Raw genomic sequence first — 23,764 nt, forward strand, 5'->3', positions numbered from 1 at the left:
GCGGATGCCGTGGTGTCCCCGGCAGCGATTATCGTGGAGTCGATGCTCTCTCCCTCCTTCCCTCAGCGCGCCCCGTGGGGAACGGCGAGCAAGCTGCGCGCGTGGCAGCAGGAGGCCCTCGACGCCTACTTCCAGGCCGACCAGCGCGACTTCCTCGTCGCTGCGACCCCGGGCGCCGGCAAGACCACGTTCGCGCTGACGCTCGCGGTGGAGCTCATGCGGATGGGCGAGGTCGACCGGGTGATCGTGGTGGCCCCGACGGAGCACCTGAAGACGCAGTGGGCCGATGCGGCGGCTCGGGTGCACATCCGGCTCGACCCGCGGTTCCGCAACAGCCACTGGGCCCCCGCGCGGCACTATCACGGCGTCGTCGTCACGTACGCGCAGGTCGCCGCGAAGTCGTCGATCCATCGCCACCTCACGGAAGACGCGAAGACCCTGGTCATCCTCGACGAGGTGCACCACGGCGGCGACGCGCTGAGCTGGGGCGATGCGATCCGCGACGCGTACGGCCCTGCCAAGCGGCGGCTGCTCCTCTCGGGCACCCCGTTCCGCAGCGACACCGCGCCGATCCCGTTCGTGGAGTATCTGCCGGACGAGACCGGTGCCCGCGTGTCCAGCACCGACTACGCGTACGGCTATGGGCGTGCTCTCGCCGACGGTGTCGTCCGTCCGGTCCTGTTCCACATGTACGCGGGCAAGATGCGCTGGCGCACGAGCGCGGGCGACGAGCTGGAGACCCATCTCGGTCAGGACAACACGAAAGACGTCACGTCGCAGGCATGGCGCACGGCCCTCGACCCCGAGGGCGACTGGATGCCGGCCGTGCTCTCCGCCGCCGACCGTCGCCTCACCGAGATCCGCCATCACGTGCCGGACGCGGGCGGGCTCGTGCTGGCGACCGATCAGACGGTGGCCAGGGCGTACGCGAAGATCCTCCACAGCATCACCCGCGAGCAGCCGACGATCGTGCTGTCCGACGATGCCACGGCGTCGGAGCGCATCGAGAAGTTCTCCGCCGGCACGCAGCGCTGGATGGTCGCCGTGCGCATGGTGTCCGAGGGGGTGGACGTGCCGCGGCTCGCGGTGGGCGTGTACGCCACCTCGTCGTCGACCCCGCTGTTCTTCGCGCAGGCGATCGGCCGGTTCGTGCGGGCCCGACGCCGGGGCGAGGCGGCCAGCGTGTTCCTGCCCCACGTGCCCGTGCTGATGAAGCTCGCGAACGAGATGGAGAAGCAGCGCGATCACGCGCTCGACCGCGGCTCGAAAGACGAGGACGGTCTCGACGACTCGCTCCTGGAGAGCGCGAACCGCGAGGAGGAGACCTCCGACGCACTCACCCAGGAGTTCAGCTACCAGGCCATCTCGTCCGTCGCGCACTTCGATCGCGTCGTGTTCGAGGGCAAGGAGTTCGGTCAGCTCGCCGAGCCGAACACGCCGGAGGAGGAGGAGTTCATCGGCTTCCCCGGTCTGCTCGAGCCCGAGCATGTCCACGAGCTCCTGATGCAGCGCCAGGCGCGACAGTCCCGGCACCGGGAGGTGCGCGAGGCCGCGGAGCCGGCGACGGCCACCACGACGCTTCCCGCGCCGCTCCACCGCACCCTCCGCGAGCAGAGGCAGCTGCTGAACAGCCTGGTCGGGTTGTACGCGCGCCAGTCGGGACAACCGCACGGCGCCGTGCACGCCGAGCTCCGGCGCATCTGCGGGGGGCCGGCGGTCGCGCAGGCCACGGTCACTCAGCTGCAGTCGCGCATCGAGGTCCTCCGCAAGCGCGTCCGCTCCTGACCGGGATCACGACCGCGTCTGCTTCGGATCCCCGAAATGCTGGCAATCGGTGCCAGGACGCGGTTGCGCGCTCCGCTCGCGGATAGCGTGGAACGGTTGCCCGCGCATCGGGCACGCTGATTCCTGGAGGACCCATGACTGCCCCTGCCGCCGCGGATTCGACGGCCTCTGACCGCCGCCGATGGGCCCGCTACCTCGTGGAGGAGCGCGCCGAGGGAGCCGTGTACAGCCGCCTCGCCGCCCGTCGGACGGGGGAGGAGCGCGCGATCCTGCTGGGACTGGCCGAGGCCGAACGCCGGCACGAGAAGCACTGGCTCGATCTGCTCGGCGGTGAACCGCGGCGGCTTCCGAGGGCGGGCCTGCGCTCGCGTCTTCTCGGCTGGATGGCGGGACGGTTCGGGTCGATCTTCGTCCTCGCGCTGGCGCAGAGTGCCGAGGCTCGGTCGCCGTACGATGCCGAGCGCTGGGCGACCCCTGCGATGCGCGCTGACGAGAAGGTCCACCACGAGGTCGTGCGCGGCCTGGCGGCGCGCGGACGACGACGGCTCTCCGGCTCCTTCCGTGCGGCGGTGTTCGGCGCCAACGACGGTCTCGTGAGCAATCTCGCCCTCGTGCTCGGCATCGGGGCGACCGGGGTGAGCTCGGGCTTCGTCCTGTTCAGCGGGATCGCCGGCCTGCTGGCCGGGGCGCTGTCGATGGGTGCGGGCGAGTTCGTGTCGGTGCGGTCGCAGCGCGAGCTGCTCGCGGCGACGGAGGCCAATGAGGACGCCGCGGCCGCCGCCGCCGACCTCGACATCGACGAGAACGAACTGGCCCTCGTGTACCGCGCCCGCGGGATGGATCAGACGGAGTCGCTCGCCCGGGCTCGTCGGATCGTGTCGGCCGCCCAGGAGGGCGTGCGTCGGGCGGCCACGGGTCCGGTCGCGGTCCAGGGGGCCGACGACCACGAGATCGTCGGCAGCGACTGGACGGCGGCCATCTCGAGCTTCCTGCTGTTCGCGTCCGGAGCGATCGTGCCCGTCCTCCCGTGGATCTTCGGGCTCGAGGGGCCCACGGCGATCATCGTCGCCCTCGTCCTGGTCGGCATCGCGCTGCTGAGCACGGGAGCCATGGTCGGGGTGCTGTCGGGCGGGCCGCCCCTGCGCCGCGCCCTGCGTCAGCTCGCGATCGGCTTCGGAGCCGCGGCGATCACCTATGCGCTGGGCCTGCTGTTCGGCGTGGGTGCCGTCTGACGGGGAGGCGGTACGACGAAGGCCCCGGATCCGTGGGGATCCGGGGCCTTCGTGTCTGTGCGCGGAGGGGGACTTGAACCCCCACGCCCTATCGGGCACTAGCACCTCAAGCTAGCGCGTCTACCATTCCGCCACCCGCGCAGGTGTGGGATGTGTCGTTGCCGACCGAAGAATGACATTAGCACGTTCTGAAGGGGCGATCGAACTGGGCGCGACGCCCGGGCGTGGCACGCTGTTTCGATAGCCTGGGACGCATGACCGATCCCTCGCTGCCCGAGGTCGCGCGCGTCGCGAGCGACCTCATCCGCTTCGACACATCCAACTACGGAGGCGGAAACGCGAAGGGGGAGCGGGAGGCCGCGGAGTACGTCGGCGCCTATCTGGAGGCGCTCGGGCTGCCGGTCGAGTACTACGAGCCGGTGCCGCGACGCACGAACGTCATGGCGAGGGTGCGGGGACGCGATGCGAGCAAGCCCGCCCTCGTGGTCCACGGTCACCTCGACGTCGTACCGGCGGTCGCCGAGGACTGGAGCGTCGATCCGTTCGCCGGGATCGTGCGCGACGGCATGCTGTGGGGCCGAGGCGCGGTCGACATGAAGAACATGGACGCGATGATCCTCACGTCGGTCGCCGACATCCTCCGCGCGGGGGAGCAGCCGGAGCGCGATCTCGTACTCGCGTTCTTCGCCGACGAGGAGAACGGTGGTGTCGAGGGTTCGGCGCTCGTGGTCAAGGATCGCCCGGAGTGGTTCGCCGGGGCGACCGACGCGATCAGCGAGGTGGGCGGATACTCCATCTCGGTCGAGGATCGCCGGGCCTATCTCCTGCAGGTGGGCGAGAAGGCGCTGATCTGGATCCGGCTGGTCGCCACCGGTCGCGCGGGCCACGGCAGTCGTCTGCATGAGGAGAATGCGGTGACCAGGCTCGCCGAGGCCGTCGCCGCGATCGGCCGCACGCGCTGGCCCATCCGACTGACGCCCACCACGACGGCGCTCCTGGAGGGCCTCAGCGCGCTCAGCGGGCGCAGCGTCAACGACCCGGACGCGCTGGCGGCGGCCGCGGGCCCGGCGGAGGCGTTCCTGCGCTCCACGTTCCGCACCACCACCAATCCGACCGTGCTCACCGCGGGATACAAGCACAACGTGATCCCCGAGCGTGCGGAGGCGCTGATCGACGTGCGCGTGATCCCCGGCACCGAGGACGACGTGCTCGCCGAGCTCCAGCAGATCGTGGGCGACGACATCCGCATCGAGACGGTGGTGCGCGACATCGGCATGGAGACGGCGTTCTCCGGCGAGCTGGTCGACGCGATGGTCGCGGCTCTCGGACGCCACGATCCGGGCGTTCCCGTCATCCCGTACCTGCTCGGCGCCGGGACCGACAACAAAGCGCTGGCGGCTCTCGGCATCACCGGGTACGGCTTCGCACCGCTGCGACTGCCCGCCGACCTGGATTTCACGGGCATGTTCCATGGAGTCGACGAGCGGGTGCCCGTAGACTCTCTTGTCTTCGGTCAGCGGGTGCTGACCGATCTGCTGCGCACGTACTGAGTGACGCTCGCGCCCTCCGTGCCCTCCCGAGATCTGAAGGCCCTGCCATGCATCTGTTCGAAGCGCTCATCCTGGGGATCGTCCAGGGACTGACCGAGTTCCTCCCGATCTCATCGAGTGCGCATCTGCGCATCCTCGGGACCTTCCTGCCGTCGGGGGAGGATCCGGGTGCGGCGTTCACCGCCATCACGCAGATCGGCACCGAGGCCGCCGTCGTCGTGTTCTTCTGGCGCGACATCGTCCGCATCGTGTCCCAGTGGTTCCGCTCGCTCACCGGCGCGGTGCCGCGCAACGACCCGGATGCGCGCATGGGGTGGCTGATCATCATCGGCAGCGTTCCGATCGTCGTGCTCGGTCTGCTGTTCCAGGACCAGATCGAGACGGTGTTCCGTTCGCTGTGGCTCGTGGCGATCATGCTCATCCTGTTCGGCATCCTGCTCGGAATCGCCGACTACGTGGGCGCCAAGCGGCGCAAGCTCGGAGATCTGACGTATCCGCACGGCATCGCGTTCGGTTTCGCGCAGGCTCTCGCGCTGATCCCCGGCGTCTCGCGGTCGGGCGGCACGATCACGATGGGGCTGTTCCTGGGTTACGAGAGGGCGGCTGCTGCGCGCTATGCCTTCCTGCTCGCGATCCCCGCCGTCTTCGGCAGCGGCTTCTACCAGGTGTTCAAGAGCTGGGGCGAGCCGTCGTTCTTCTCCTTCGGCGACACGCTCGCGGCGACCGGTGTCGCCTTCGTGGTGGCGCTCGGAGTGATCGCGTTCTTCATGAGCTGGATCTCGAAGCGCAGCTTCCTGCCGTTCGTGATCTACCGCATCCTGCTCGGCACCGTGCTGCTCGTGCTGCTGGGTATGGGCGTCATCCCCGCCTGAGCGCGGCGCGTCCCCGTCAGCGCTTGCGGTCGCCCGGACCGTCGTCGCGGCGGCGCAGGTAGCGTTCGAACGCCTGGGCGATCGCGTCGCCGGAGGCATCGGGCGAGTCCCAGGTGTCGCGCGTGCGCTCCAGCTGACGGATGTACTCGGCCATCTCCTCGTCCTCGGATGCCGCAGCGTCGATCGACGCCTCCCATGCGGCTGCCTCGGTGCGCAGGTGCCGGCGGTCGACGTCGACACCGGTGAGCTCCTCGAGTCGGTCGAGGAGGGCGAGCGTCACCTTCGGCGAGGGGGCGGCAGAGGCGACGTAGTGGGGCACGCTGGCCCAGAGGCTGACCGAGGGGATCCCGGCGTTCTCCGCGAAGTGCTCGAACACCGTGAGGATGCCGACGGGACCTTCGTACACCGATCGCTCGAGGCCGTGCGCCTCACGCACCTGGTCGTTCTGGCTCGAGGCGAAGATCGAGATGGGTCGGGTGTGCGGCACGTCCGACAGCATCGCGCCGAGGGTCACGAAACCGGTGACGTCGTCGCGCAGCGCGACGTCGATGAACTCCGAGGCGAACGCCTGCCAGGTGCGGGCGGGCTCGGCGCCGGTGAGCAGCCAGAACTCCGGGCCGGGCCCGGGGTTCCGCGGACGCCAGAGCCCGGCCTCCGGCCAGGTGAGCTGACGTCGCCCCTCCGCATCCATGCGAGTGGCGGGACGCGTGTACTGGTAGTCGAAGTACAGCTCGGGGTCGACGGAATGCACGAGGTCGTAGTCGCCGGACGACTGCAGCGCCGCGATCGCGCCGCTGGCCGCTTCGCCCGCATCGTTCCAGCCGTCGAACGCGGCGATGACGATGCGGGGACCGAGGACATCCACCATGTGCTCCCATCGGGTTCGCGGTTCCGGTCACCCCAGGCTAGCCCGCGACGGCGGGATGTGGGCCGCGCCCGGCTAGCATGGGTTCAGTGAGCAGCAAGCCCCGCGCGGTCCTCTGGGACATGGATGGAACACTCGTCGACACCGAGCCCTACTGGATGGCGGCCGAGACCGCGCTGGTCGAGTCGTTCGGAGGGACCTGGACGCACGAAGACGCCCTGCGGCTCGTCGGCAGCGGGCTCCTCGACAGCGCGATCATCCTGCAGGACGCGGGCGTCGACATGGAGCCGGAGGCGATCGTCTCGCACCTCACCGACGCCGTGCAGCAGGCGTTGCGCACGCAGGGGGTGCCGTTCCGCCCCGGGGCTCGCGAACTGCTGCGCGACCTGCGCGCCGCCGACATCCGCACGGGCCTGGTCACGATGTCGCTGCGCCGGATGGCCCTGGATGTGGTGGACCTGATCGACTTCGAGGCCTTCGACGTCGTCGTCGCCGGCGACGACGTGGACAATCCCAAGCCCCACCCTGAGCCGTACCTGCAGGCCGCTGCCCTGCTGGATGTCGACATCGCGGAGGTCGTGGTGATCGAGGACTCCCCGACGGGGCTGCGAGCGGGTCTCGCGTCGGGGGCGCTCACGCTGGGAGTGCCGCACATCGTGCCGCTCGACGGCCTCGGCGCCCACCAACTCTGGCCCACACTGCACCTCCGCGGTGCCGCGGACATCGCCGAGCTGTTCGGCGCGCACACGACCACGGAGGCGACCCGATGACGGCGACCCAGCGACCGAGCGGTCCGTTCCGCGAGGGCGACCGCGTTCAGCTCACCGGCCCGAAGGGGCGCCTGCACACGGTCACGCTGCGCGAGGACGGCGAGCTGCATACGCACCACGGCGTGCTGCGGCACCGCGACCTGATCGGGCTTCCTGACGGCTCCGTCGTGGCGAACAGCTCCGGGCACGAGTATCTGGCCCTGCGCCCCCTGCTGCGCGACTTCGCGATGTCGATGCCGCGCGGTGCGGCGATCGTCTACCCGAAGGATGCAGCGCAGATCGTGATGCAGGCGGACGTCTTCCCCGGGGCGACGGTGGTCGAGGCGGGCGTCGGCTCCGGCGCGCTGTCCCTGTCGCTGTTGCGCGCGATCGGACCCGCCGGGACCCTGATCTCGTTCGAGCGGCGCGAGGAGTTCGCCGACGTGGCCCGCAGCAATGTGGAGACGTTCTTCGGCGAGACCCCCGACACCTGGCGAGTGGTGGTGGGCGATCTCGTCGAGGCCCTGCCCGCCGAGGTCGAGGCCGGTTCCGTCGACCGGGTCGTCCTCGACATGCTCGCCCCGTGGGAGTGCATCGATGCGGTGGCCGACGCGCTCACACCGGGCGGCGTGGTGCTCTGCTACATCGCGACCGCGACCCAGCTCTCGAGGGTTGCGGAGTACATCCGCGGAACCGGTCTGTTCACCGATCCCGATGCGTCGGAGACGATGGTGCGCGGTTGGCACGTCGAGGGGCTCGCGGTGCGACCGGATCACCGGATGGTGGCGCACACCGGCTTCCTCCTCACGGCCCGCCGGCTCGCGCCCGGCGCGGTCGCGCCGTCGGTCAAGCGGCGCGCGTCGAAGAGCAGCTACAGCGACGCCGACGTCGAGCTGTGGACGCCGGGGGCCGTCGGCGACCGCGAGATCACGGACAAGAACCTCCGCAAGCGGGCTCGCGAGGCGGGAAAGGCAGCCGAAGGCGCGCGCCAGGCCGCCGCGTCGCGCGAATCCGGGCAGTCGACGGAATAGACTGGAGCGCGTGCGTAAAACGTCCGCCGTTCTGGCCACCCTCAGTCTCGCCGCCCTCGCTCTGACCGGGTGCAGCGTGACCGCGTCTTCCGCCGACGCCTCGTGCGATCGCACGGGCCACGCGAACGGCATCGGCGACGCCGTGACTGTCGACGGAGAGGTCGGCTCCACGCCCGACGTCGACATCTTCAGTCCCCTCCGCCTGACCGAGACGTCGTTCACCGACGCGGTGACCGGAGACGGCCGTCGCATCGTCGACGACGCGCAGCCGATCATCGTGCAGCTCTCGATCTACAGCGGCGAGACGGGTGAGAAGGTGTTCGCCACGTCCTACGACAGCGACAGCACGCGCGCGTCCAGCATCGAGTCGTGGGCCTCGCAGGCGCCCGGCCTTGCCGACGTCCTCGAGTGCGCGACCGCCGGAAGCCGCGTCGTGGCCGGGCTCACGCCCGACGACTTCGGTGCCGCGAATCTCAAGGGCTTCGGCATGGCGGAGGACGACGTCGCCGTCTTCGTGGTCGACGTCGTTGATGCGTTCCACCCGCGCGCCGAGGGCTCGCTGCAGTTCAACGACGCGCAGGGCATGCCGACCGTGGTCCGTGCTCCCGACGGCACTCCCGGCGTGATCATCCCGGACAGCGCCGCACCGAAGAAGCAGGTCGTGCAGACGCTCATCCTCGGTGACGGAGAGAAGGTCACGAAGGACGACTCTCCGCTCGTTCACTTTACGGCCGTGGGCTGGGACGACAAGAAGGTCATCCAGAGCTCCTGGGGCCAGCAGGCCGTCGACCAGATGGCGCAGATCGCACCCCCCGTGGCTGAGGCCCTCGTGGGGCACACGGTCGGCTCGCAGGTGCTCGTCGTGCTCCCGAAGACCGAGAACTCCGTCGCGATGGCCGTCGTGGTGGACATCCTCGGCATCGCCCCCTCAGCCGCTCCGTGATGGCCGCCCGGATCCCTGCCGAAGAGCGCCTGACGAACCTCGTCGTGGCGCTGATGGCGACGGAGATCGGGCTGACGAAGCAGCAGATCCTCGACAACGTCTCGGGGTATCGGCAGCGGGCGGACGCGGGTACGCGCTCCGATGCCCTGGAGAAGATGTTCGAGCGCGACAAGGACGAGCTCCGGTCGCTCGGCGTGCCGATCGAGACGATCGGCGATGCTGCCGACCCGAACGATCTCCGGGAGGCGCGGTACCGCATCCCCCAAGCGGAGTACGACCTGCCGAGCGACATCGAGTTCACCGCGGCGGAGCTCGCGGTGCTGCGCCTGGCGGGAAGCGTGTGGAGTGCGGAGTCGGTCTCGGGCGACGCCCAGTCGGGCGTGCGCAAGATCCGCGCTCTCGGTATCGACGGCGATGAGCCGATCATCGGCTTCGCTCCGCGCATCACCGCACGGGACGCGGCCTTCTCTCCGCTGCAGGACGCGATCGAGCGCAGCCGTGTGGTGTCGTTCGACTATCTGAAGCCCGGGGAGGATGCGCCGCGTCGTCGCCGCGTCCGGCCGTTGGCACTGGTGGACTATGAGGCGCGCTGGCACGTCTACGGGGTCGATGTGGATGTGGAGGAGGACCGCACCTTCCTGCTGAGCCGCATCGTGGGCGACGTGGCGGTGAGCGCGACGTCGTTCGACCCCGCCCTGCGCGAGGGAGCGGGGGAGCGCGCGCTGAGCGGACTCGAGCAGGTCGCGGCGGCGAACTCCGCGCTTCTGGAGGTGACTCCGGGCACCGAGGCCGCGCTGAGGCTCGGACGACGCGCGACCGCCGCCGCGCAGGGCATCCGCGTGCCATTCGTGGACCTGCACATCCTCGCCGACGAGCTGGCCTCGTACGGTCCCGAGGTACGGGTGGTCGAGCCTGCCCCGCTGCGTGACGCCGTGGTCGCCCGGTTGTCCGCTGTCGTGGATGCGCACACCGACACGGGGGCACGCGCATGAGCCCGCAGCAGAAGCCGCTCCTTGCCGCTGATCGCGTACGTCTGTACCTGACACTCGTTCCCTACCTGCTCGAGCACGGGCAGGTATCTCTCGCGGAGGCCGCGGAGGAGTTCGGCGTCACGCCGCGCGAGATGCGCGCGATGGTCGAGAAGCTCACCGTGATCGGATTGCCGGGCGAGGCCGGATTCTGGCAGCAGCCTCAGGAGATGTTCGACATCAACTGGGACCTGCTCGAGCTGGAGGACGTCATCGAGATCACGAACGACGTCGCGCTGCGCCGGGTTCCGCGGTTCACCGCCCGGGAGGCCGCCGCGCTCCTGGCCGGGCTGCAGATGGTGGCGGCCGTTCCGGCGGTCTCCGACTCGGGTCTCGTCGCCGGTCTGATCTCGAAGCTCTCCCGCGGTGCGGCCGATGCCCCCGCCGATGTCGTCGTGGCGCCAAGCGCCGTCGACGAGGTCCGCTCCGTGGTGTCGCGCGGGCTGCAGCAGGGCGTCGCCGTCTCGTTCACCTACCAGGCGCCTGACTCGACTCCGACCACGCGCACCGTCGATCCCGTCCAGATCCTGATCACGAACGGGCAGTGGTACCTGCAGGGATGGTGCCACATGCGCGAGGCGATGCGTACCTTCCACCTGGATCGGGTGAGCGAGCCGACGCTGACCGACATCCCCAGTACCCACGGCGGTGACCAGGTTCCCGAGGCGTTCGCCGGTCTGGAGGACGAAGGCGAGGTCACGGTGCGCGTGCCGGAGCGGCTCGCCCCGCTGCTCAGCGGGTTCCTGCCGGCGGAAGCGATGGAGCCCGCGAACGGCGTCGTGACGGCCCGTCTGCATCTGGCGGACCCGCGCGGCATCAAGCGCCTCGCGGCCAGGTTCGGCGGAGCGATGGAAGTCCGGGAGCCGGGAGTCGCTCGGTCGGCGACGCGTGAGTGGGCGGAGGCGGGACTCGCGCTGTACCACCAGCCCGATACGCAGGATTGATCTGTAGACTGGGGACGAAAGCCCCCCGACGACGGGAATGTCGATATGTTCGCTGGAATGCAAGGCTGGCACCTGCTGATCGTGCTCGCCGTCATCCTCCTTCTCTTCGGCGCTGCCAAGCTGCCGGCGCTCGCGAAGAGCATGGGGCAGTCCGCCCGCGTGTTCAAGGGTGAGATGAAGGCGATGAAGGAAGAAGATGCGACGCGCGCCGAGTCCGCCGTCGCTGAGCCCACCTCGGTGAAGGACACGGGCGCCGAACCTGAGACTCCGCCTCGCGCCTGACCGGCCGTGGCAGCCATCGAACCGACCGTGAAGGCGAAGGCCGACCGGGATCGGCGGATGTCGCTCGGCGCGCATCTCGTCGAGCTGCGGAAGCGTCTCATGTACGCTGCCCTCGCGCTGGTGGTCGGCATGGTGATCGCGTTCATCGTCGCGGACCCGGTCATCCACTTCATCACGGAGCCCATCCGGATCATCACCGAGAAACGCGGCGACGATTTCAGCGCGCTGAACTTCGGCACGGTGACCGCGGCCTTCGACATGCGCATGCGCATCGCCTTCTCGATCGGGCTGTTCCTGTCCGCGCCCATCTGGCTGTGGCAGGTCTGGGCGTTCATCATGCCGGGGCTCACGCGCAAGGAGATCAAGTACACGGTCGGCTTCGTGCTCGCCGCGGTTCCGCTCTTCTTCGCCGGCTGCTACCTCGGCGTCATGATCATGCCGCACGTGATCGAACTCATGTGGAGCTTCACCCCCGAGGGCGGGACGAACTTCTACTACGCGCAGGAGTACTACGACTTCGTCTTCAAGCTGATGATCGTGATCGGGGTGTCGTTCGTGCTCCCGGTGTTCCTGGTCGCGCTGAACCTGGCCGGCGTCATGTCGGGTCGCGCCATCCTCAAGGGTTGGCGAGTCGCGGTCCTCATCGCGACGATCTTCGCCGCCCTCGCGACTCCCGCCGCCGACGTCGTGAGCATGCTGATGCTCGCCGGGATCCTCATCGTGCTGTTCTTCGCCGCCGCGGGACTCTCTCTGCTCTTCGATCGGCGCAAACGGAAGAGGGATGCGGCCGCCGGCATCGTCCCTGACGCCGTATGAGTTCTCCGTCCGACCGTTACGCGCAGGCGCAGGACGCGGCGAGCCATCCGCAGACCGTCGCCTTCGCCGCGCGCCAGCGATTCCAGCTCGATCCGTTCCAGGTGGCCGGGTGTCACGCCCTGGAGAACGGGCGCAGCGTGCTGGTCGCGGCGCCGACCGGAGCGGGCAAGACGATCGTCGGTGAGTTCGCGATCCACCTCGCGATGCAGAGCCCGACGGACAAGGCGTTCTACACGACGCCGATGAAGGCCCTGTCGAACCAGAAGTTCCGCGAGCTCGTCGACGTCTACGGCCCCGACGAGGTCGGGTTGCTCACCGGCGACACGAACATCAACGGCAACGCCCGCATCGTCGTGATGACGACCGAGGTGCTGCGGAACATGATCTACGCGGACTCCGCCGCGCTCCGCGACCTGCGCTACGTCGTGATGGATGAGGTGCACTACCTGGCCGATCGGTTCCGCGGAGCCGTGTGGGAGGAAGTGATCATCCACCTGCCCCCGCGCGTGCGTCTGGTCTCCCTCAGCGCGACGGTGTCGAATGCGGAGGAGTTCGGCGACTGGCTCGACACGGTGCGGGGCGACACGGAGGTGATCGTGTCCGAGGTGCGGCCGGTGCCCCTGGAGCAGCACGTGCTCGTGCGCGACGACCTGCTTCCGCTGTTCGACGACAGGGCGGGTCTCGCGACGGCCCAGGTCAACCAGGAGCTCATGCGGATCCGCTCCTTCACGGGCTCGACGTACGAGGCGAATCGGCAGGCGCAGTCGTATCGCAGCAACCGTCACGCTGGACGGCAGGCGCAGCGCCCGCCTCGCGGCGGACGACGCCCGGTGCGCTCGGCCAACGCGCGTCGCATCGAGCGGATGGATCGCCCGGATGTGGTCGAGCTCCTGGAGCGGTCGAGTCTCCTGCCCGCCATCTTCTTCATCTTCAGCCGTGTCGGCTGCGATGCCGCCGTGCAGCAGGTCCGGCGCGCGGGCATCCGCCTCACCTCGAACGAGGAGCGGGCCGAGATCCGCGCCATCGTCGAGGAGCGCACGCGCACCCTGCAGGACGAGGATCTCGGTGTGCTCGGCTACTGGGAGTGGCTCGACAACCTCGAGCGCGGCGTGGCCGCCCATCACGCCGGTCTGCTTCCGGCGTTCAAGGAGGTCGTCGAGGAACTTTTCCAGCGCAAGCTCGTGAAGGTCGTGTTCGCGACCGAGACGCTCGCTCTCGGCATCAACATGCCGGCCCGGACCGTCGTGCTGGAGAAGATGGAGAAGTTCAACGGCGAGGCGCGTGTCGCGATCACGTCCGGCGAGTACACGCAGCTCACCGGGCGGGCGGGTCGCCGGGGGATCGACGTGGAGGGCCACGCGGTCGTGCAGTGGACCGAGGGCATGGATCCGCAGGCCGTGGCCGCCCTCGCCTCCCGACGCACGTATCCGTTGAACTCCAGCTTCCGGCCGACCTACAACATGGCCGTCAACCTGATCGACATGTTCGGGAAGGGCAGGGCGCGGCAGATCCTGGAGTCGTCGTTCGCGCAGTTCCAGGCCGATCGCGCCGTCGTCGGCCTGGCGCGCCAGGTGCGTGAGGCGGAGGAGTCTCTTGCCGGTTATCGCTCCGCCATGGCCTGCGAGCACGGCGACTTCCCCCAGTACGCCGCGATCCGCCGTGAGCTCAGCGACCTGGAGAAGAAGAACCGGCAGGACGCGAACGCGCCGCGCGCCGCACGGGACAAGCGGATGAAGCGCATCCAGTCGTTGCGCACGCAGATGCAGCGACATCCCTGCCACCGCTGTCCGGATCGCGAGGCGCACGCGCGGTGGGCCGAACGCTACTGGAAGCTCAAGAGGCAGACCGATCGCACGCGCCGCCAGATCGAGAACCGCACCGGGACCGTCGCGCGGGTGTTCGATCGCGTGGTGGAGGTGCTGGAGACACTCGACTACCTCCGCCGAGACGACGACGAGACCCTGCTGACGGAGGCCGGCCGCACCATGCGGCGGATCTACGGGGAGCGTGACCTCCTGGTCGCCGAGTCGCTGCGTCAGGACCTCTGGAAGAGCCTGGACGCTCCGTCTCTCGCCGCCATGGCCTGCTGCCTCGTGTACGAGCCGCGGCGGGACGAGTCGAACACGGGGGAGCGAGGTCTGCCCCGGGGGCCGTTCCGCGCCGCGTACGACCGGACGACAGCCCTCTGGGCCGAGCTGGACGACCTCGAGCGGGATCACCAGCTGCCCGGCAGCGAGCCCCTGGCCGCCGGCCTTGCGGGGGCGATGCACACCTGGGCGCGTGGGGGTGCGCTCGACCGCGTCCTGATCGACGCCGACATGGCCGCCGGAGACTTCGTCCGCTGGGCGAAGCAGACGATCGACCTGCTGGACCAGCTCTCGATCGTCGCCGAAGACCCCGCTCTCGCGCGCACCGCTCGGCTCGCCCTCGACGGCGTGCGGCGGGGCATCGTCGCCTACTCGTCGATGTGAGGGTGAGCGCCGTGACCGATCCGTCCGTCCCCGTCCGCCCGCGTGCCCTCCTGCCGCTGTGGGGCGCCGTGCTCGCTGCTGTCGGGGCGGCGGTGCTCATGGATCTCGCGTTCCCCGAGGCCACGGTCTGGATCCTCGCGTTCCCGGCCACCGGGCTCCTGCTGCTCGCGTTGATCGGGCGACGGGCGGGCGGCGCCCTGCTCGTCGGCCTCGTGTACGGCGTCGTCTTCTTCGGTCTGCTGGTGTCCTGGACCTCCCGCTACCTCGGGCCTTTGCCCTGGGCGGCGCTCAGCGTTGTCGAGGGTGCGCTGACCGCGGTCGCGCTCGTCCCCATCGCCCTGGCCTACCGCTGGCTTCCGCGGGCATTCCCCGGCACGGCTGGCCGCCTGCTCATCCTGCCGACGGTGGTCGCCGCACTGTGGGTCGGGCGGGAGCTCTTCCTGGGCTGGTGGCCCTACGGCGGATTCCCGTGGGCGCGCCTGGGCATGAGTCAGGCCGAGAGTCCGCTCGCTCCGGTCACCTCGTGGCTGGGGGTCAGCGGGCTGAGCTTCCTGATGGTGCTGCTGACGGCCATGGTGATCGAGCTGATCCGGACCGGGTCCTGGCGGCGTCCACTGCGGCTGGTCGTTCCCGCAGCAGTCGTGGTGGTGCTGGTGTTCACCCCGCTGTTCCCGACGGCAGCCACGGGGACGATGCGCATCGGAGCCGTGCAGGGGAACGGACCGACGGGCTACTTCGACTCGCGCGAACCGTTCTCCGTGATCCAGGCCCAGACCGAGGCGACTGCGCCCCTCTACGGCGAGGATCTCGATCTGCTCGTGTGGCCGGAGGGATCCCTCGACGCCGATCCCGCCGAGAGCTCGGCTCTCGCCCGCCGGATGACCCTGGTCGCCAATCGGGTGGATGCCCCGTTGCTCGCCAACGCGCCGACCGCGCGAGGCGACCGCTTCTACAACACGTCGATGCTGTGGACCCAGAGCGGTGAGGCGTCGCAGTCGCACGACAAGCGCCACCCCGTGCCGTTCGGTGAGTACGTTCCCGACCGCGCGTTCTTCAATGCGCTGGTCCCTGATCTGATCGGGCTCATCCAGCGCGAGTACACGCCGGGCACGAACGCTCCCATCGTCGAGGTCGACGGTGTGAAGGTGGGTCTCGCGATCTGCTTCGACGTGATCTACGACGACGTGATCCTCGAGGGCATCGGCGACGGCGCACAGGTGCTGGTGTTCCAGACCAACAACGCGGACTTCCGCGGTACCGACGAGAACCTCCAGCAGCTCGCGTTCGCGCGCATGCGGGCGATCGAGACGGGCCGGAGTGTGGTGAACATCTCCACGGTCGGCACGAGTCAGGTGATCCGCCACGATGGCCGGACCATCACCAGCCTGGACGCGGATGAGGCCGGAGCGATGCTCGAGGATGTCGAGCTGCGCTCCGGCCTCACGGCGGGTGTCGTCCTGGGCCCCTGGGTGCAGCAGGTGCTGCTGTGGGGTGGGGTGGGCGCGCTCGTGGTCGGGTGGTGGCGCGCCCGTCGGCGTTAGGCGCCGATCTTCTCCCTGGTGGGATCTTCTCCCGCGCCGCGGCGGGCACGGATGAAGGCGAGCCGCTCTTCGAGGAGCTCCTCGAGCTCGGCGCGGGTGCGGCGCTCCATCAGCATGTCCCAGTGCGTGCGGGCGGACTTCTCGTCGCTCGCCTCGATGGTGACGGACTGACCGTCGACCTGCAGTCGGGCCTCAGCACCGCAGGCGCGGCACTCCCAGGTCTGCGGGGGTTCGGCGTCGGCCGCGAACATCAGGGTGGTGTCGTGTCCGCACGTGTCACAGGTGTAGGTGGTCTCACGGCGCTCCATGAAAACGACGCCCTCTTCGCTCTGTAGGCTCTGGGCGCCGAGTCGGATGCCGCGCAGGCTGCGATCTGCCATTGTGTGGTCCTCTCGTCGCTGTCAGGTATAACGCTCGAGCCTGTGGGCTTCATCCACGTGACCGCGATCTCGGCGGTATTCACAGTGGAATCCCAGCGCCGGCGGGTAAAGAGCTCGCCCTACTCTGGAGCGAGGACCGAGACCGCGAGGTCGGCGCGGTCCGACACGATCCCGTCCACCCCCATCCGGTGGAGGCGACGCATCTCATCCGGGTCGTTGACCGTCCAGACGTGCACCTCGATCCCGGCCCGATGCGCCGCCCGCAGGAGCGCGGGGGTGAGGACGGTCAGGGCGCCACGACGCTCCGGTATCTGGAGCGCGTCGATGTCACGCAGGGCACGCGCGGGGGAGAGGCGGAGGGCCGACAGTGCGCGGGCCGAGGCGATCGTGCGGCGTCCGCCCGACGTGGCGGGGCGCTGCGCGGCCCCGGCGCGTCTCACTTCCTCGACCGTCGCTCGACGGCTCGCGTCGGAGAAGCTCGTGATCAGGACGCGCTCGGTGTGCGGGGCGAGGACGGGGCCGAGGAGTCCGGCCGCAGCCGGCGTCTTGACGTCGATGTTGAAGCGCACGTCGGGGAAGGACGAGAGCGCATCACCGACGGTGAGCAGCCCGCCGTGATCGGCGAAGAGTGCACGCAGCTCACGGGTGCGGACCTCGGTCACCGCGCGCGAGTCGTCAGCGAGGCGGCGCAGGTCGGGGTCGTGCACCAGGACGACGTCCCCGTCGGCGGTCACCTGGCAGTCGGTCTCGATGTACTCGACGCCGGCCGCGTGCGCGGCGGCGAAGGCCCCCGCCGTGTTCTCCCACACCCCGGATTCCTCGCCTGCGGCGGTCACCAGACCGCGATGCGCGAAGATCCGCGGGGAGCGGGCGTTCGAGAAGAACGGGTGCGTCACACGCGGGGTGCGGGGTCCGTGGGCCCCTGGCTCGGCTTCGGGGTGAAGGCGCTGCCGATGCCCTTCAGTGCCTCCGTCAGTTCGCTGGGCACGATCCACAGCTTGTTGGACGGGCCCTCGCTGATCTTCGGCAGCATCTGGAGGTACTGATACGCGAGGAGCTTGTCGTCGGGAGCGCCCTGATGGATCGCGCTGAAGACGTTCTGGATCGCCTCCGCCTCGCCCTGGGCACGGAGCACGGCCGCCTGCTTGTCGCCCTCCGCCCGCAGGATCTCCGCCTGCCGCAGACCCTCCGCCTCGAGGATGGCGGACTGCTTGGTGCCCTCCGCCGTGAGGATGGCGGCACGACGGTCCCGCTCGGCGCGCATCTGCTTCTCCATGGAGTCCTGGATCGAGACGGGCGGGTCGATGGCCTTCAGCTCGACGCGACCGACGCGGATGCCCCACTTGCCGGTGGCCTCGTCCAGCACCACGCGGAGCTGCCCGTTGATGTTGTCGCGGCTGGTCAGTGCCTCTTCGAGGTTGAGACCGCCGACGACGTTGCGCAGGGTGGTCGTGGTGAGCTGCTCGACGGCGCCGAGGTAGTTGGCGATCTCGTATGTCGCCGCGCGCGCGTCCGTCACTTGGAAATAGACGACGGTATCGATCGACACGACCAGGTTGTCCTCCGTGATCACCGGCTGGGGCGGGAAGGAGACGACCTGCTCGCGCATGTCGATCAGCGGGCGGAGGCGATCGATGAAGGGCACCAGGATGTTCAGCCCGGGGGAGAGGGTCTTGTGGTAGCGCCCGAGCCGCTCGACGACACCCGCGGTCGCCTGGGGGATGATGCGGATGGCCCTGGCGATGGTGACGATCACGAAGATGATGACCGCGATCACCAGGATCCAGATGATCACCGTGGGGATGAACGATGCGTCGTCCACGTGTTCTCCTAGTCGTTGAGGGGACGGACGATCGCCGTGGCGCCGTTGATGGCGGTGACGGCGATCGGAGCGCCCTGGGGGATGGGCACGGGGGAGGACGAGCGGGCCGTCCAGGTGTCGCCGTTGGCGAGCTTGGCTTGCCCGGACACCTGCGTGATGTCGCTCAGTGCGAAGCCGCGCAGATCGACCAGAGCATCCACGTTCGACCGGGCCGGGTCGGCGCCGCGATGCAGCCGCCGCAGCAGCGGAGGCCGGAGGAACAGGATGAAGAGGGCGGCAGCGATGCCGGCGATGATGATCTGGATCCACACCGGCACGCCGAGGAAGTCCGTGACGAGTCCGACCAGGCCGCCGAAGCTGAGCATGAGGAACGTGAAGTCCAGCGAGAGCATCTCGATCACGAGGAAGACGGCGATGAGGACCAGCCATCCGATCCACGCCCACTGGTCGATGAACACGACGAAAGTCGAGAAGTTGTCCATTCGGCCTCCTTTGTGGTCAACGTATCACGCGCTGCCCCGGCGATCGGGGTGCCCTCGCGACCGCTTGGTAATGTGAGAGAGCCGTGCGCTCACGGCGTTTCACGCATCATGAGGAGTCACCGTGACCGACGTTCTTCCCGCAGGATCCCTCGACGGCAAGGTCGCCCTCGTGACCGGCTCGTCCCGGGGGATCGGCGCCGACACCGTCCGCTACCTCGCCGAGGCGGGCGCCGACGTCGTGATCAACTTCCGCAACAAGGCTCCGCGCGCGGAGAAGCTCGCTGCAGAACTGCGCGAACTCGGTCGGCGGGTCCTCGTCGTCGGCGCGGATCTGACTGACACGGCGTCGGTGGACGCCATGTTCGACGCGGTGCGCGCGGAGTTCGGCCGCCTCGACGTGCTCGTGCTCAACGCCTCGGGCGGTATGGAGTCCGGGATGGCGGAGGACTACGCCCTCACGCTGAACCGCGACGCGCAGCTGAACGTGCTGAACGCGGCCACCCCGTTGCTCGACGACGGCGCCCGTGTCGTCTTCGTGACCAGCCACCAGGCCCACTTCATCCGCACCACCCCGACGATGCCGGAGTACGAGCCGGTCGCCCTCTCCAAGCGCGCCGGTGAGGATGCGCTGCGCGAGCTCATCCCCGGTCTCGCCGAGAAGGGCGTCGGTTTCACCGTGGTCTCCGGTGACATGATCGAGGGCACCATCACGGCCACGCTCCTGGAGCGTGCGAACCCCGGGGCCATTGCGGAGCGCCGCGAGTCGGCCGGGCGCCTGTACAACGTGTCCGAGTTCGCGGCCGAGGTCGCGAAGGCGGTCATCGATCCGGTCCCCGAGGACAACACGCGGCTCGTCGGCGACGTGAGCGCCTTCACCGCCTCCTGATCCTCGGATACGACTCCGCCCCGGCCCGCTTGTGCGGCACCGGGGCGGAGTCGTCTCGTGCGGTCAGACGGCGGGGGAGCCCTGCACGTCGGCGATCACATTCTTCTCGTCCTTGCCCAGCGTGATGGCCCGGACGATCTGGACGATGCCGAGCACGATCAGCGAGATGCCGAGGAGCAGCCAGAACGCGAAGCCCGCGATGGCCGGCGAGAACAGCACGATGATTCCGGCGACGATGCTGAGGATCGCGTAGAGCACGGTCCAGACGCGGGACCCGTCGCTGCCGAGGAGCGAGAGGGCCACGACACCGTCGACGATCCAGCTCACGCCGATGAAGATGACCACGACCAGGGCGAGCGTCGCCGCCGCCACGTTGAGGTTGAAGAACGCGATGACTCCGGCCGCGATGTACAGCAGGCCGAGGACGATGTGGCCGACCCGTGCCCAGCCGCCCTTCGCCTGCGAGAAGATGCCGAGCCCGATGTAGACGATGCCGGCGACGACGAGGTACGACGCGAAGATCGCCGTGACGATGACGGCCGACTTGACCGGCCAGACGAGCAGGACGATGCCTGCGAGCAGGGCGAGGACGCCGGACACGGCGAGGGCGATGCGGATGGAGGAGAAGAACGACTTCGTCTCGTTGATTGCTTCAGACATGGTTGGGGACCCTTTCTGAGAAGATCCTGTGAGGATGCCCCCCAGGGTAGCGCTCGGCAGGCGTTCGCGGGGGAGGACCGCCGGAACGCGTCGCACTCCGACACCACGCGACACCCCACGTCATGGCAGGATCGTCTCGTGACGGCGGTGGATGATGCCCGGCTGCGTGAGCTCGTCCTGATGCGCAAGGTGCGGGACCGGATCGATCGCGAATACGCCAGACCGCTCGATGTCGAGGCGTTGGCCCGCGGCGTGCACATGTCGGCGGGGCACCTGAGTCGTCGGTTCCGTGAGACATACGGCGAGTCGCCGTACGCGTACCTCATGACGCGCCGGATCGAACGTGCGATGGCGCTGCTGCGTCGCGGAGATCTCAGCGTGACGGAGGTCTGCTTCGCGGTGGGCTGCTCATCGCTCGGAACCTTCAGCACGCGGTTCTCGGAGCTGGTCGGTGTCCCACCCAGCGTGTACCGTGAGCGCGCCGCCACCGTCGAGGGGATCCCGTCGTTCCAGGCGAAGCAGGTCATCCGACCGATCAGGAATCGAGAAGCGCCGCGTCCCGACGCGGACCTAACGTGAGCATCATGAACATCAGCATCCACTACGCGTTCCTCCCGCACACCGACGCCGAGGCGGCGCTCCGGTTCTACCGCGACGCCCTCGGCTTCGAGGTGCGCAACGATGTCGGCTACGACGGGCTGCGTTGGCTGACCGTCGGCCCGACGGACCAACCGGAGACCTCCCTCGTGCTGCATCCGCCGGCGACGGACCCGGGCATCACCGACACCGAGCGGCAGACCATCCTCGAGCTGATCGCGAAAGGAAGCTACGGCGCGCTCACCCTCGCGAGCGATGACCTCGACGCCGTGTTCGAGCGTCTCGTGGAGGCGGGGGCCGATGTCGTGCAGGAGCCGATGGATCAGCCGTACGGCGTGCGCGACTGCGCGTTCCGCGACCCGGCGGGCAACCTCCTCCGTATCAACCAGGCCGGCTGACGCCACCGGCGACGCCGCCCCGAACAGAAGGACACCGATGACCGCTGCACCGCACCCCGCGGACACCCACGACCTGATCCGCGTGCAGGGTGCGCGCGAGAACAACCTGAAGGACGTCAGCGCCGACATCCCGAAGCGACGGCTCACGGTGTTCACCGGTGTGTCCGGCTCGGGCAAGAGCTCGCTGGTCTTCGACACGATCGCCGCGGAGTCCCGCCGCATGATCGACGAGACGTACAGCGCGTTCGTGCAGGGATTCATGCCGTCGGTGCCGCGCCCCGACGTCGACGTCCTGGAGGGTCTGACCACCGCGATCATCGTGGACCAGGAGCGGCTGGGCGCCAACCCGCGCTCGACCGTCGGGACCGTGACCGACGCGAACGCCATGTTGCGCATCCTGTTCAGCAAGCTCGGGCAGCCGTACATCGGCGGGCCGACCGCGTTCTCGTTCAACATCCCGACGCAGAAGGCCAGCGGCGTCATGACCGGGCCGGGCGGCGAGAAGAAGATCGTGAAGGACGCGATCTACCTCGGCGGCATGTGCCCGCGCTGCGAGGGCAGGGGAGCGGTGTCTGACCTCGACCTGTCGCAGATCGTCGACGAGTCCCGGTCGCTCGACGAGGGCGCCATCATGGTGCCCGGGTACACGGCAGACGGCTGGATGGTGAAAGGCTTCTCGCAGTCGGGCTTCTACCCCGCGGACAAGCCCATCGCGGAGTTCACCGAGAAGCAGCGGCACCTCTTCCTCTACGGCGAGGTCACCAAGGTGAAGATCTCGGGCATCAACATGACCTACGAGGGCCTGATCCCCAAGATCACGAAGTCGATGCTCTCCAAAGACCTCGACGCGCTGCAGCCGCACGTCCGTGCGTTCGTGGAGCGCGTCGCCACGTTCGCGGTATGCCCGGAGTGCGACGGGACCCGCCTCACCGAGGGCGCGCGGTCGTCGAAGATCGAGGGGATCAGCATCGCCGACGCGTGCCGCATGCAGGTGACCGATCTCGCCGCCTGGGTGCGAGGCCTGACGCTTCCCGGGGCTGCGCCTCTGCTGGAGGCCCTCAGCGCGAACCTCGACGCTTTCGTCACGCTGGGCCTCGGCTACCTCAGCCTGGAACGCCCGTCCGGGACGCTGTCGGGGGGTGAGGCGCAGCGCATCAAGATGCTGAGGCACCTCGGGTCCGCGCTCACCGACGTCACGTACGTGTTCGACGAGCCGACAATCGGCCTGCATCCGCACGACATCCAGCGCATGAACAGGCTGCTGCTGCAACTCCGGGACAAGGGGAACACGGTCCTGGTCGTGGAGCACAAGCCCGAGACGATCGCGATCGCCGATCACGTGGTCGACCTCGGTCCAGGAGCGGGGAGCGCGGGCGGCGAGATCTGCTTCGAAGGTACGGTCGACGGATTGAAGGCCAGCGGCACCCGCACGGGGGAGCACCTGGACGACCGCGCGAAGCTCAAGCCCGCCGTGCGCACGGGCGCCGGGCGGATCGAAGTCCGCGGCGCCTCGACCAACAATCTGCAGCACGTCGATGTCGACATCCCGACGGGCGTGCTGACGGTCGTCACGGGTGTGGCCGGATCCGGCAAGAGCTCCCTGATCCACGGCTCGGTGTCCGGTCGCGAGGGCGTCGTGGCGATCGATCAGTCCGCGATCAAGGGGTCGCGGCGCAGCAACCCCGCGACGTACACCGGTCTGCTGGAGCCCATCCGCAAGGCCTTCGCGAAAGCCAACGGCGTGAAGCCCGCTCTGTTCAGCGCGAACTCCGAGGGCGCGTGCCCCACGTGCAAGGGCGCCGGCGTCATCATCACGGAACTCGGGTTCATGGACACGATCGAGACACCCTGCGAGGACTGCGGCGGTAAGCGCTTCCAGGCGGCGGTCCTCGAGTACGCCCTCGGAGGCAAGGACATCACCGAGGTGCTCGATCTGCCCGTTGCGGAGGCGCGGGCCTTCTTCAGTGAGGGCGAGGCGAAGCTTCCCGCGGCGGCCGCGATTCTGAGCCGCCTCGAAGACGTCGGTCTGGGCTACCTGTCGCTGGGCCAGCCCCTGTCGACGCTGTCGGGCGGAGAACGTCAGCGCATCAAGCTGTCCATCCAGATGGGGAAGAAGGGCGACATCTACGTGCTCGACGAGCCCACGACGGGGCTGCACCTCGCGGACGTCGACACGCTCCTGGGGCTGCTCGACCGGCTCGTGGACGCGGGCAAGACCGTGATCGTCATCGAGCACCATCAGGCGGTCATGGCGCACGCCGACTGGATCGTCGATGTCGGACCCGGCGCCGGGCACGACGGCGGCCAAATCGTGTTCGAAGGGACGCCCGCAGATTTGGTATCCCAAAAATCGACGCTCACGGGGGAGCACCTGGCGGAGTACGTGAGCGGACGCTGATCACGCAGACGTGATCGCCACGGGACCGCGTC

Annotated in this window: 23 protein-coding genes and 1 tRNA gene; 17 read left to right on the forward strand and 7 right to left on the reverse strand. The window is 69.1% G+C overall.

What is annotated here, in order from left to right; all coding sequences use genetic code 11:
• Positions 1-42: 42 nt before the first annotated feature.
• Both ACFV3I_RS10345 and ACFV3I_RS10350 read left to right on the forward strand, forming a co-directional pair.
• Positions 43-1,785 (forward strand): DEAD/DEAH box helicase, encoded by a 1,743-nt coding sequence (locus ACFV3I_RS10345; RefSeq protein ID WP_136032340.1) that lies wholly within the window; start codon positions 43-45, stop codon positions 1,783-1,785.
• A gap of 134 nt (positions 1,786-1,919) precedes the next feature.
• On the forward strand, positions 1,920-3,017 hold the full coding sequence (locus ACFV3I_RS10350) for a VIT1/CCC1 family protein (protein WP_136032342.1): 1,098 nt from the start codon (positions 1,920-1,922) through the stop codon (positions 3,015-3,017).
• Positions 3,018-3,075: 58 nt separating this feature from the next.
• On the opposite strand, the gene ACFV3I_RS10355 is transcribed toward ACFV3I_RS10350, so the two are convergent.
• Positions 3,076-3,158: transfer RNA gene (locus ACFV3I_RS10355), tRNA-Leu, on the reverse strand.
• A 113-nt stretch (positions 3,159-3,271) separates the two neighbouring features.
• On the opposite strand from ACFV3I_RS10355, the gene ACFV3I_RS10360 reads away from it, so the two are divergent.
• Both ACFV3I_RS10360 and ACFV3I_RS10365 read left to right on the forward strand, forming a co-directional pair.
• A complete protein-coding gene (locus ACFV3I_RS10360) occupies positions 3,272-4,567 on the forward strand; it encodes a M20/M25/M40 family metallo-hydrolase (protein ID WP_378803681.1) in 1,296 nt (431 codons plus the stop codon).
• Between the two features lie 47 nt (positions 4,568-4,614).
• On the forward strand, positions 4,615-5,439 hold the full coding sequence (locus ACFV3I_RS10365) for an undecaprenyl-diphosphate phosphatase (protein ID WP_136032346.1): 825 nt from the start codon (positions 4,615-4,617) through the stop codon (positions 5,437-5,439).
• A 16-nt stretch (positions 5,440-5,455) separates the two neighbouring features.
• On the opposite strand, the gene ACFV3I_RS10370 is transcribed toward ACFV3I_RS10365, so the two are convergent.
• Complete coding sequence (locus ACFV3I_RS10370; RefSeq protein WP_136032441.1) at positions 5,456-6,304, reverse strand: PAC2 family protein; 849 nt, start codon at positions 6,302-6,304, stop codon at positions 5,456-5,458.
• An 89-nt stretch (positions 6,305-6,393) separates the two neighbouring features.
• On the opposite strand from ACFV3I_RS10370, the gene ACFV3I_RS10375 reads away from it, so the two are divergent.
• The 9 genes from ACFV3I_RS10375 to lnt all read left to right on the forward strand — a co-directional run bounded on the left by ACFV3I_RS10375 (position 6,394) and on the right by lnt (position 16,109).
• Positions 6,394-7,074 carry an HAD family phosphatase gene (locus ACFV3I_RS10375; protein ID WP_206251255.1) on the forward strand — a complete coding sequence of 227 codons (681 nt, stop codon included), beginning with the start codon at positions 6,394-6,396 and terminating at the stop codon, positions 7,072-7,074.
• Positions 7,071-8,084, forward strand: coding sequence for a tRNA (adenine-N1)-methyltransferase (locus ACFV3I_RS10380; RefSeq protein ID WP_136032350.1), 1,014 nt, complete (start codon positions 7,071-7,073; stop codon positions 8,082-8,084). Before ACFV3I_RS10375 ends, ACFV3I_RS10380 begins: the two co-directional genes overlap by 4 nt.
• A gap of 10 nt (positions 8,085-8,094) precedes the next feature.
• Positions 8,095-9,027: a hypothetical protein gene (locus ACFV3I_RS10385; RefSeq protein ID WP_247638775.1), complete on the forward strand. Its 933-nt coding sequence runs from the start codon at positions 8,095-8,097 to the stop codon at positions 9,025-9,027.
• Positions 9,027-10,019 (forward strand): YafY family protein, encoded by a 993-nt coding sequence (locus ACFV3I_RS10390; RefSeq protein ID WP_136037354.1) that lies wholly within the window; start codon positions 9,027-9,029, stop codon positions 10,017-10,019. The genes ACFV3I_RS10385 and ACFV3I_RS10390 overlap by 1 nt, the downstream gene beginning before the upstream one ends.
• The gene (locus tag ACFV3I_RS10395; RefSeq protein ID WP_136032356.1) at positions 10,016-10,999 is read left to right on the forward strand and encodes a YafY family protein; all 984 of its coding nucleotides are present in this window, start codon (positions 10,016-10,018) and stop codon (positions 10,997-10,999) included. The genes ACFV3I_RS10390 and ACFV3I_RS10395 overlap by 4 nt, the downstream gene beginning before the upstream one ends.
• Before the next feature lie 45 nt (positions 11,000-11,044).
• A complete protein-coding gene (gene tatA / locus ACFV3I_RS10400; protein ID WP_136032358.1) occupies positions 11,045-11,281 on the forward strand; it encodes a Sec-independent protein translocase subunit TatA in 237 nt (78 codons plus the stop codon).
• Positions 11,282-11,338: 57 nt separating this feature from the next.
• Complete coding sequence (gene tatC, locus ACFV3I_RS10405; protein ID WP_136032443.1) at positions 11,339-12,097, forward strand: twin-arginine translocase subunit TatC; 759 nt, start codon at positions 11,339-11,341, stop codon at positions 12,095-12,097.
• A complete protein-coding gene (locus ACFV3I_RS10410) occupies positions 12,094-14,568 on the forward strand; it encodes a DEAD/DEAH box helicase (protein WP_378822775.1) in 2,475 nt (824 codons plus the stop codon). Before tatC ends, ACFV3I_RS10410 begins: the two co-directional genes overlap by 4 nt.
• 98 nt (positions 14,569-14,666) lie before the next feature.
• A complete protein-coding gene (lnt, locus tag ACFV3I_RS10415; RefSeq protein ID WP_378803863.1) occupies positions 14,667-16,109 on the forward strand; it encodes an apolipoprotein N-acyltransferase in 1,443 nt (480 codons plus the stop codon).
• Here the strand turns inward: lnt and ACFV3I_RS10420 are convergent.
• From ACFV3I_RS10420 to ACFV3I_RS10435, 4 genes are all read right to left on the reverse strand, one after another.
• Positions 16,106-16,489: an RNA polymerase-binding protein RbpA gene (locus ACFV3I_RS10420; protein WP_136032364.1), complete on the reverse strand. Its 384-nt coding sequence runs from the start codon at positions 16,487-16,489 to the stop codon at positions 16,106-16,108. The two genes, lnt and ACFV3I_RS10420, sit on opposite strands and share 4 nt — an antisense overlap.
• Positions 16,490-16,608: 119 nt before the next feature.
• Positions 16,609-17,385 (reverse strand): glycerophosphodiester phosphodiesterase family protein, encoded by a 777-nt coding sequence (locus ACFV3I_RS10425; protein ID WP_378803683.1) that lies wholly within the window; start codon positions 17,383-17,385, stop codon positions 16,609-16,611.
• Positions 17,382-18,311, reverse strand: coding sequence for an SPFH domain-containing protein (locus tag ACFV3I_RS10430; protein WP_247638778.1), 930 nt, complete (start codon positions 18,309-18,311; stop codon positions 17,382-17,384). The genes ACFV3I_RS10425 and ACFV3I_RS10430 overlap by 4 nt, the downstream gene beginning before the upstream one ends.
• Before the next feature lie 8 nt (positions 18,312-18,319).
• Complete coding sequence (locus tag ACFV3I_RS10435) at positions 18,320-18,793, reverse strand: NfeD family protein (RefSeq protein ID WP_136032370.1); 474 nt, start codon at positions 18,791-18,793, stop codon at positions 18,320-18,322.
• A 121-nt stretch (positions 18,794-18,914) separates the two neighbouring features.
• Between ACFV3I_RS10435 and ACFV3I_RS10440 the strand changes: the two genes are divergently transcribed.
• A complete protein-coding gene (locus ACFV3I_RS10440) occupies positions 18,915-19,679 on the forward strand; it encodes an SDR family oxidoreductase (protein ID WP_136032372.1) in 765 nt (254 codons plus the stop codon).
• Between the two features lie 63 nt (positions 19,680-19,742).
• On the opposite strand, the gene ACFV3I_RS10445 is transcribed toward ACFV3I_RS10440, so the two are convergent.
• A complete protein-coding gene (locus ACFV3I_RS10445) occupies positions 19,743-20,339 on the reverse strand; it encodes an HdeD family acid-resistance protein (RefSeq protein ID WP_136032374.1) in 597 nt (198 codons plus the stop codon).
• Positions 20,340-20,519: 180 nt separating this feature from the next.
• On the opposite strand from ACFV3I_RS10445, the gene ACFV3I_RS10450 reads away from it, so the two are divergent.
• The 3 genes from ACFV3I_RS10450 to ACFV3I_RS10460 are packed head-to-tail and all read left to right on the forward strand — an operon-like array spanning position 20,520 to position 23,732.
• Positions 20,520-20,918, forward strand: coding sequence for a helix-turn-helix transcriptional regulator (locus tag ACFV3I_RS10450; RefSeq protein ID WP_206253386.1), 399 nt, complete (start codon positions 20,520-20,522; stop codon positions 20,916-20,918).
• Between the two features lie 5 nt (positions 20,919-20,923).
• Positions 20,924-21,334: a VOC family protein gene (locus ACFV3I_RS10455; RefSeq protein WP_247638779.1), complete on the forward strand. Its 411-nt coding sequence runs from the start codon at positions 20,924-20,926 to the stop codon at positions 21,332-21,334.
• A 37-nt stretch (positions 21,335-21,371) separates the two neighbouring features.
• On the forward strand, positions 21,372-23,732 hold the full coding sequence (locus ACFV3I_RS10460) for an ATP-binding cassette domain-containing protein (RefSeq protein ID WP_378822777.1): 2,361 nt from the start codon (positions 21,372-21,374) through the stop codon (positions 23,730-23,732).
• Positions 23,733-23,764 lie beyond the last annotated feature (32 nt).

The organism is Microbacterium sp. NPDC059771 (assembly GCF_042732495.1).
Classification (GTDB): domain Bacteria; phylum Actinomycetota; class Actinomycetes; order Actinomycetales; family Microbacteriaceae; genus Microbacterium; species Microbacterium sufflavum.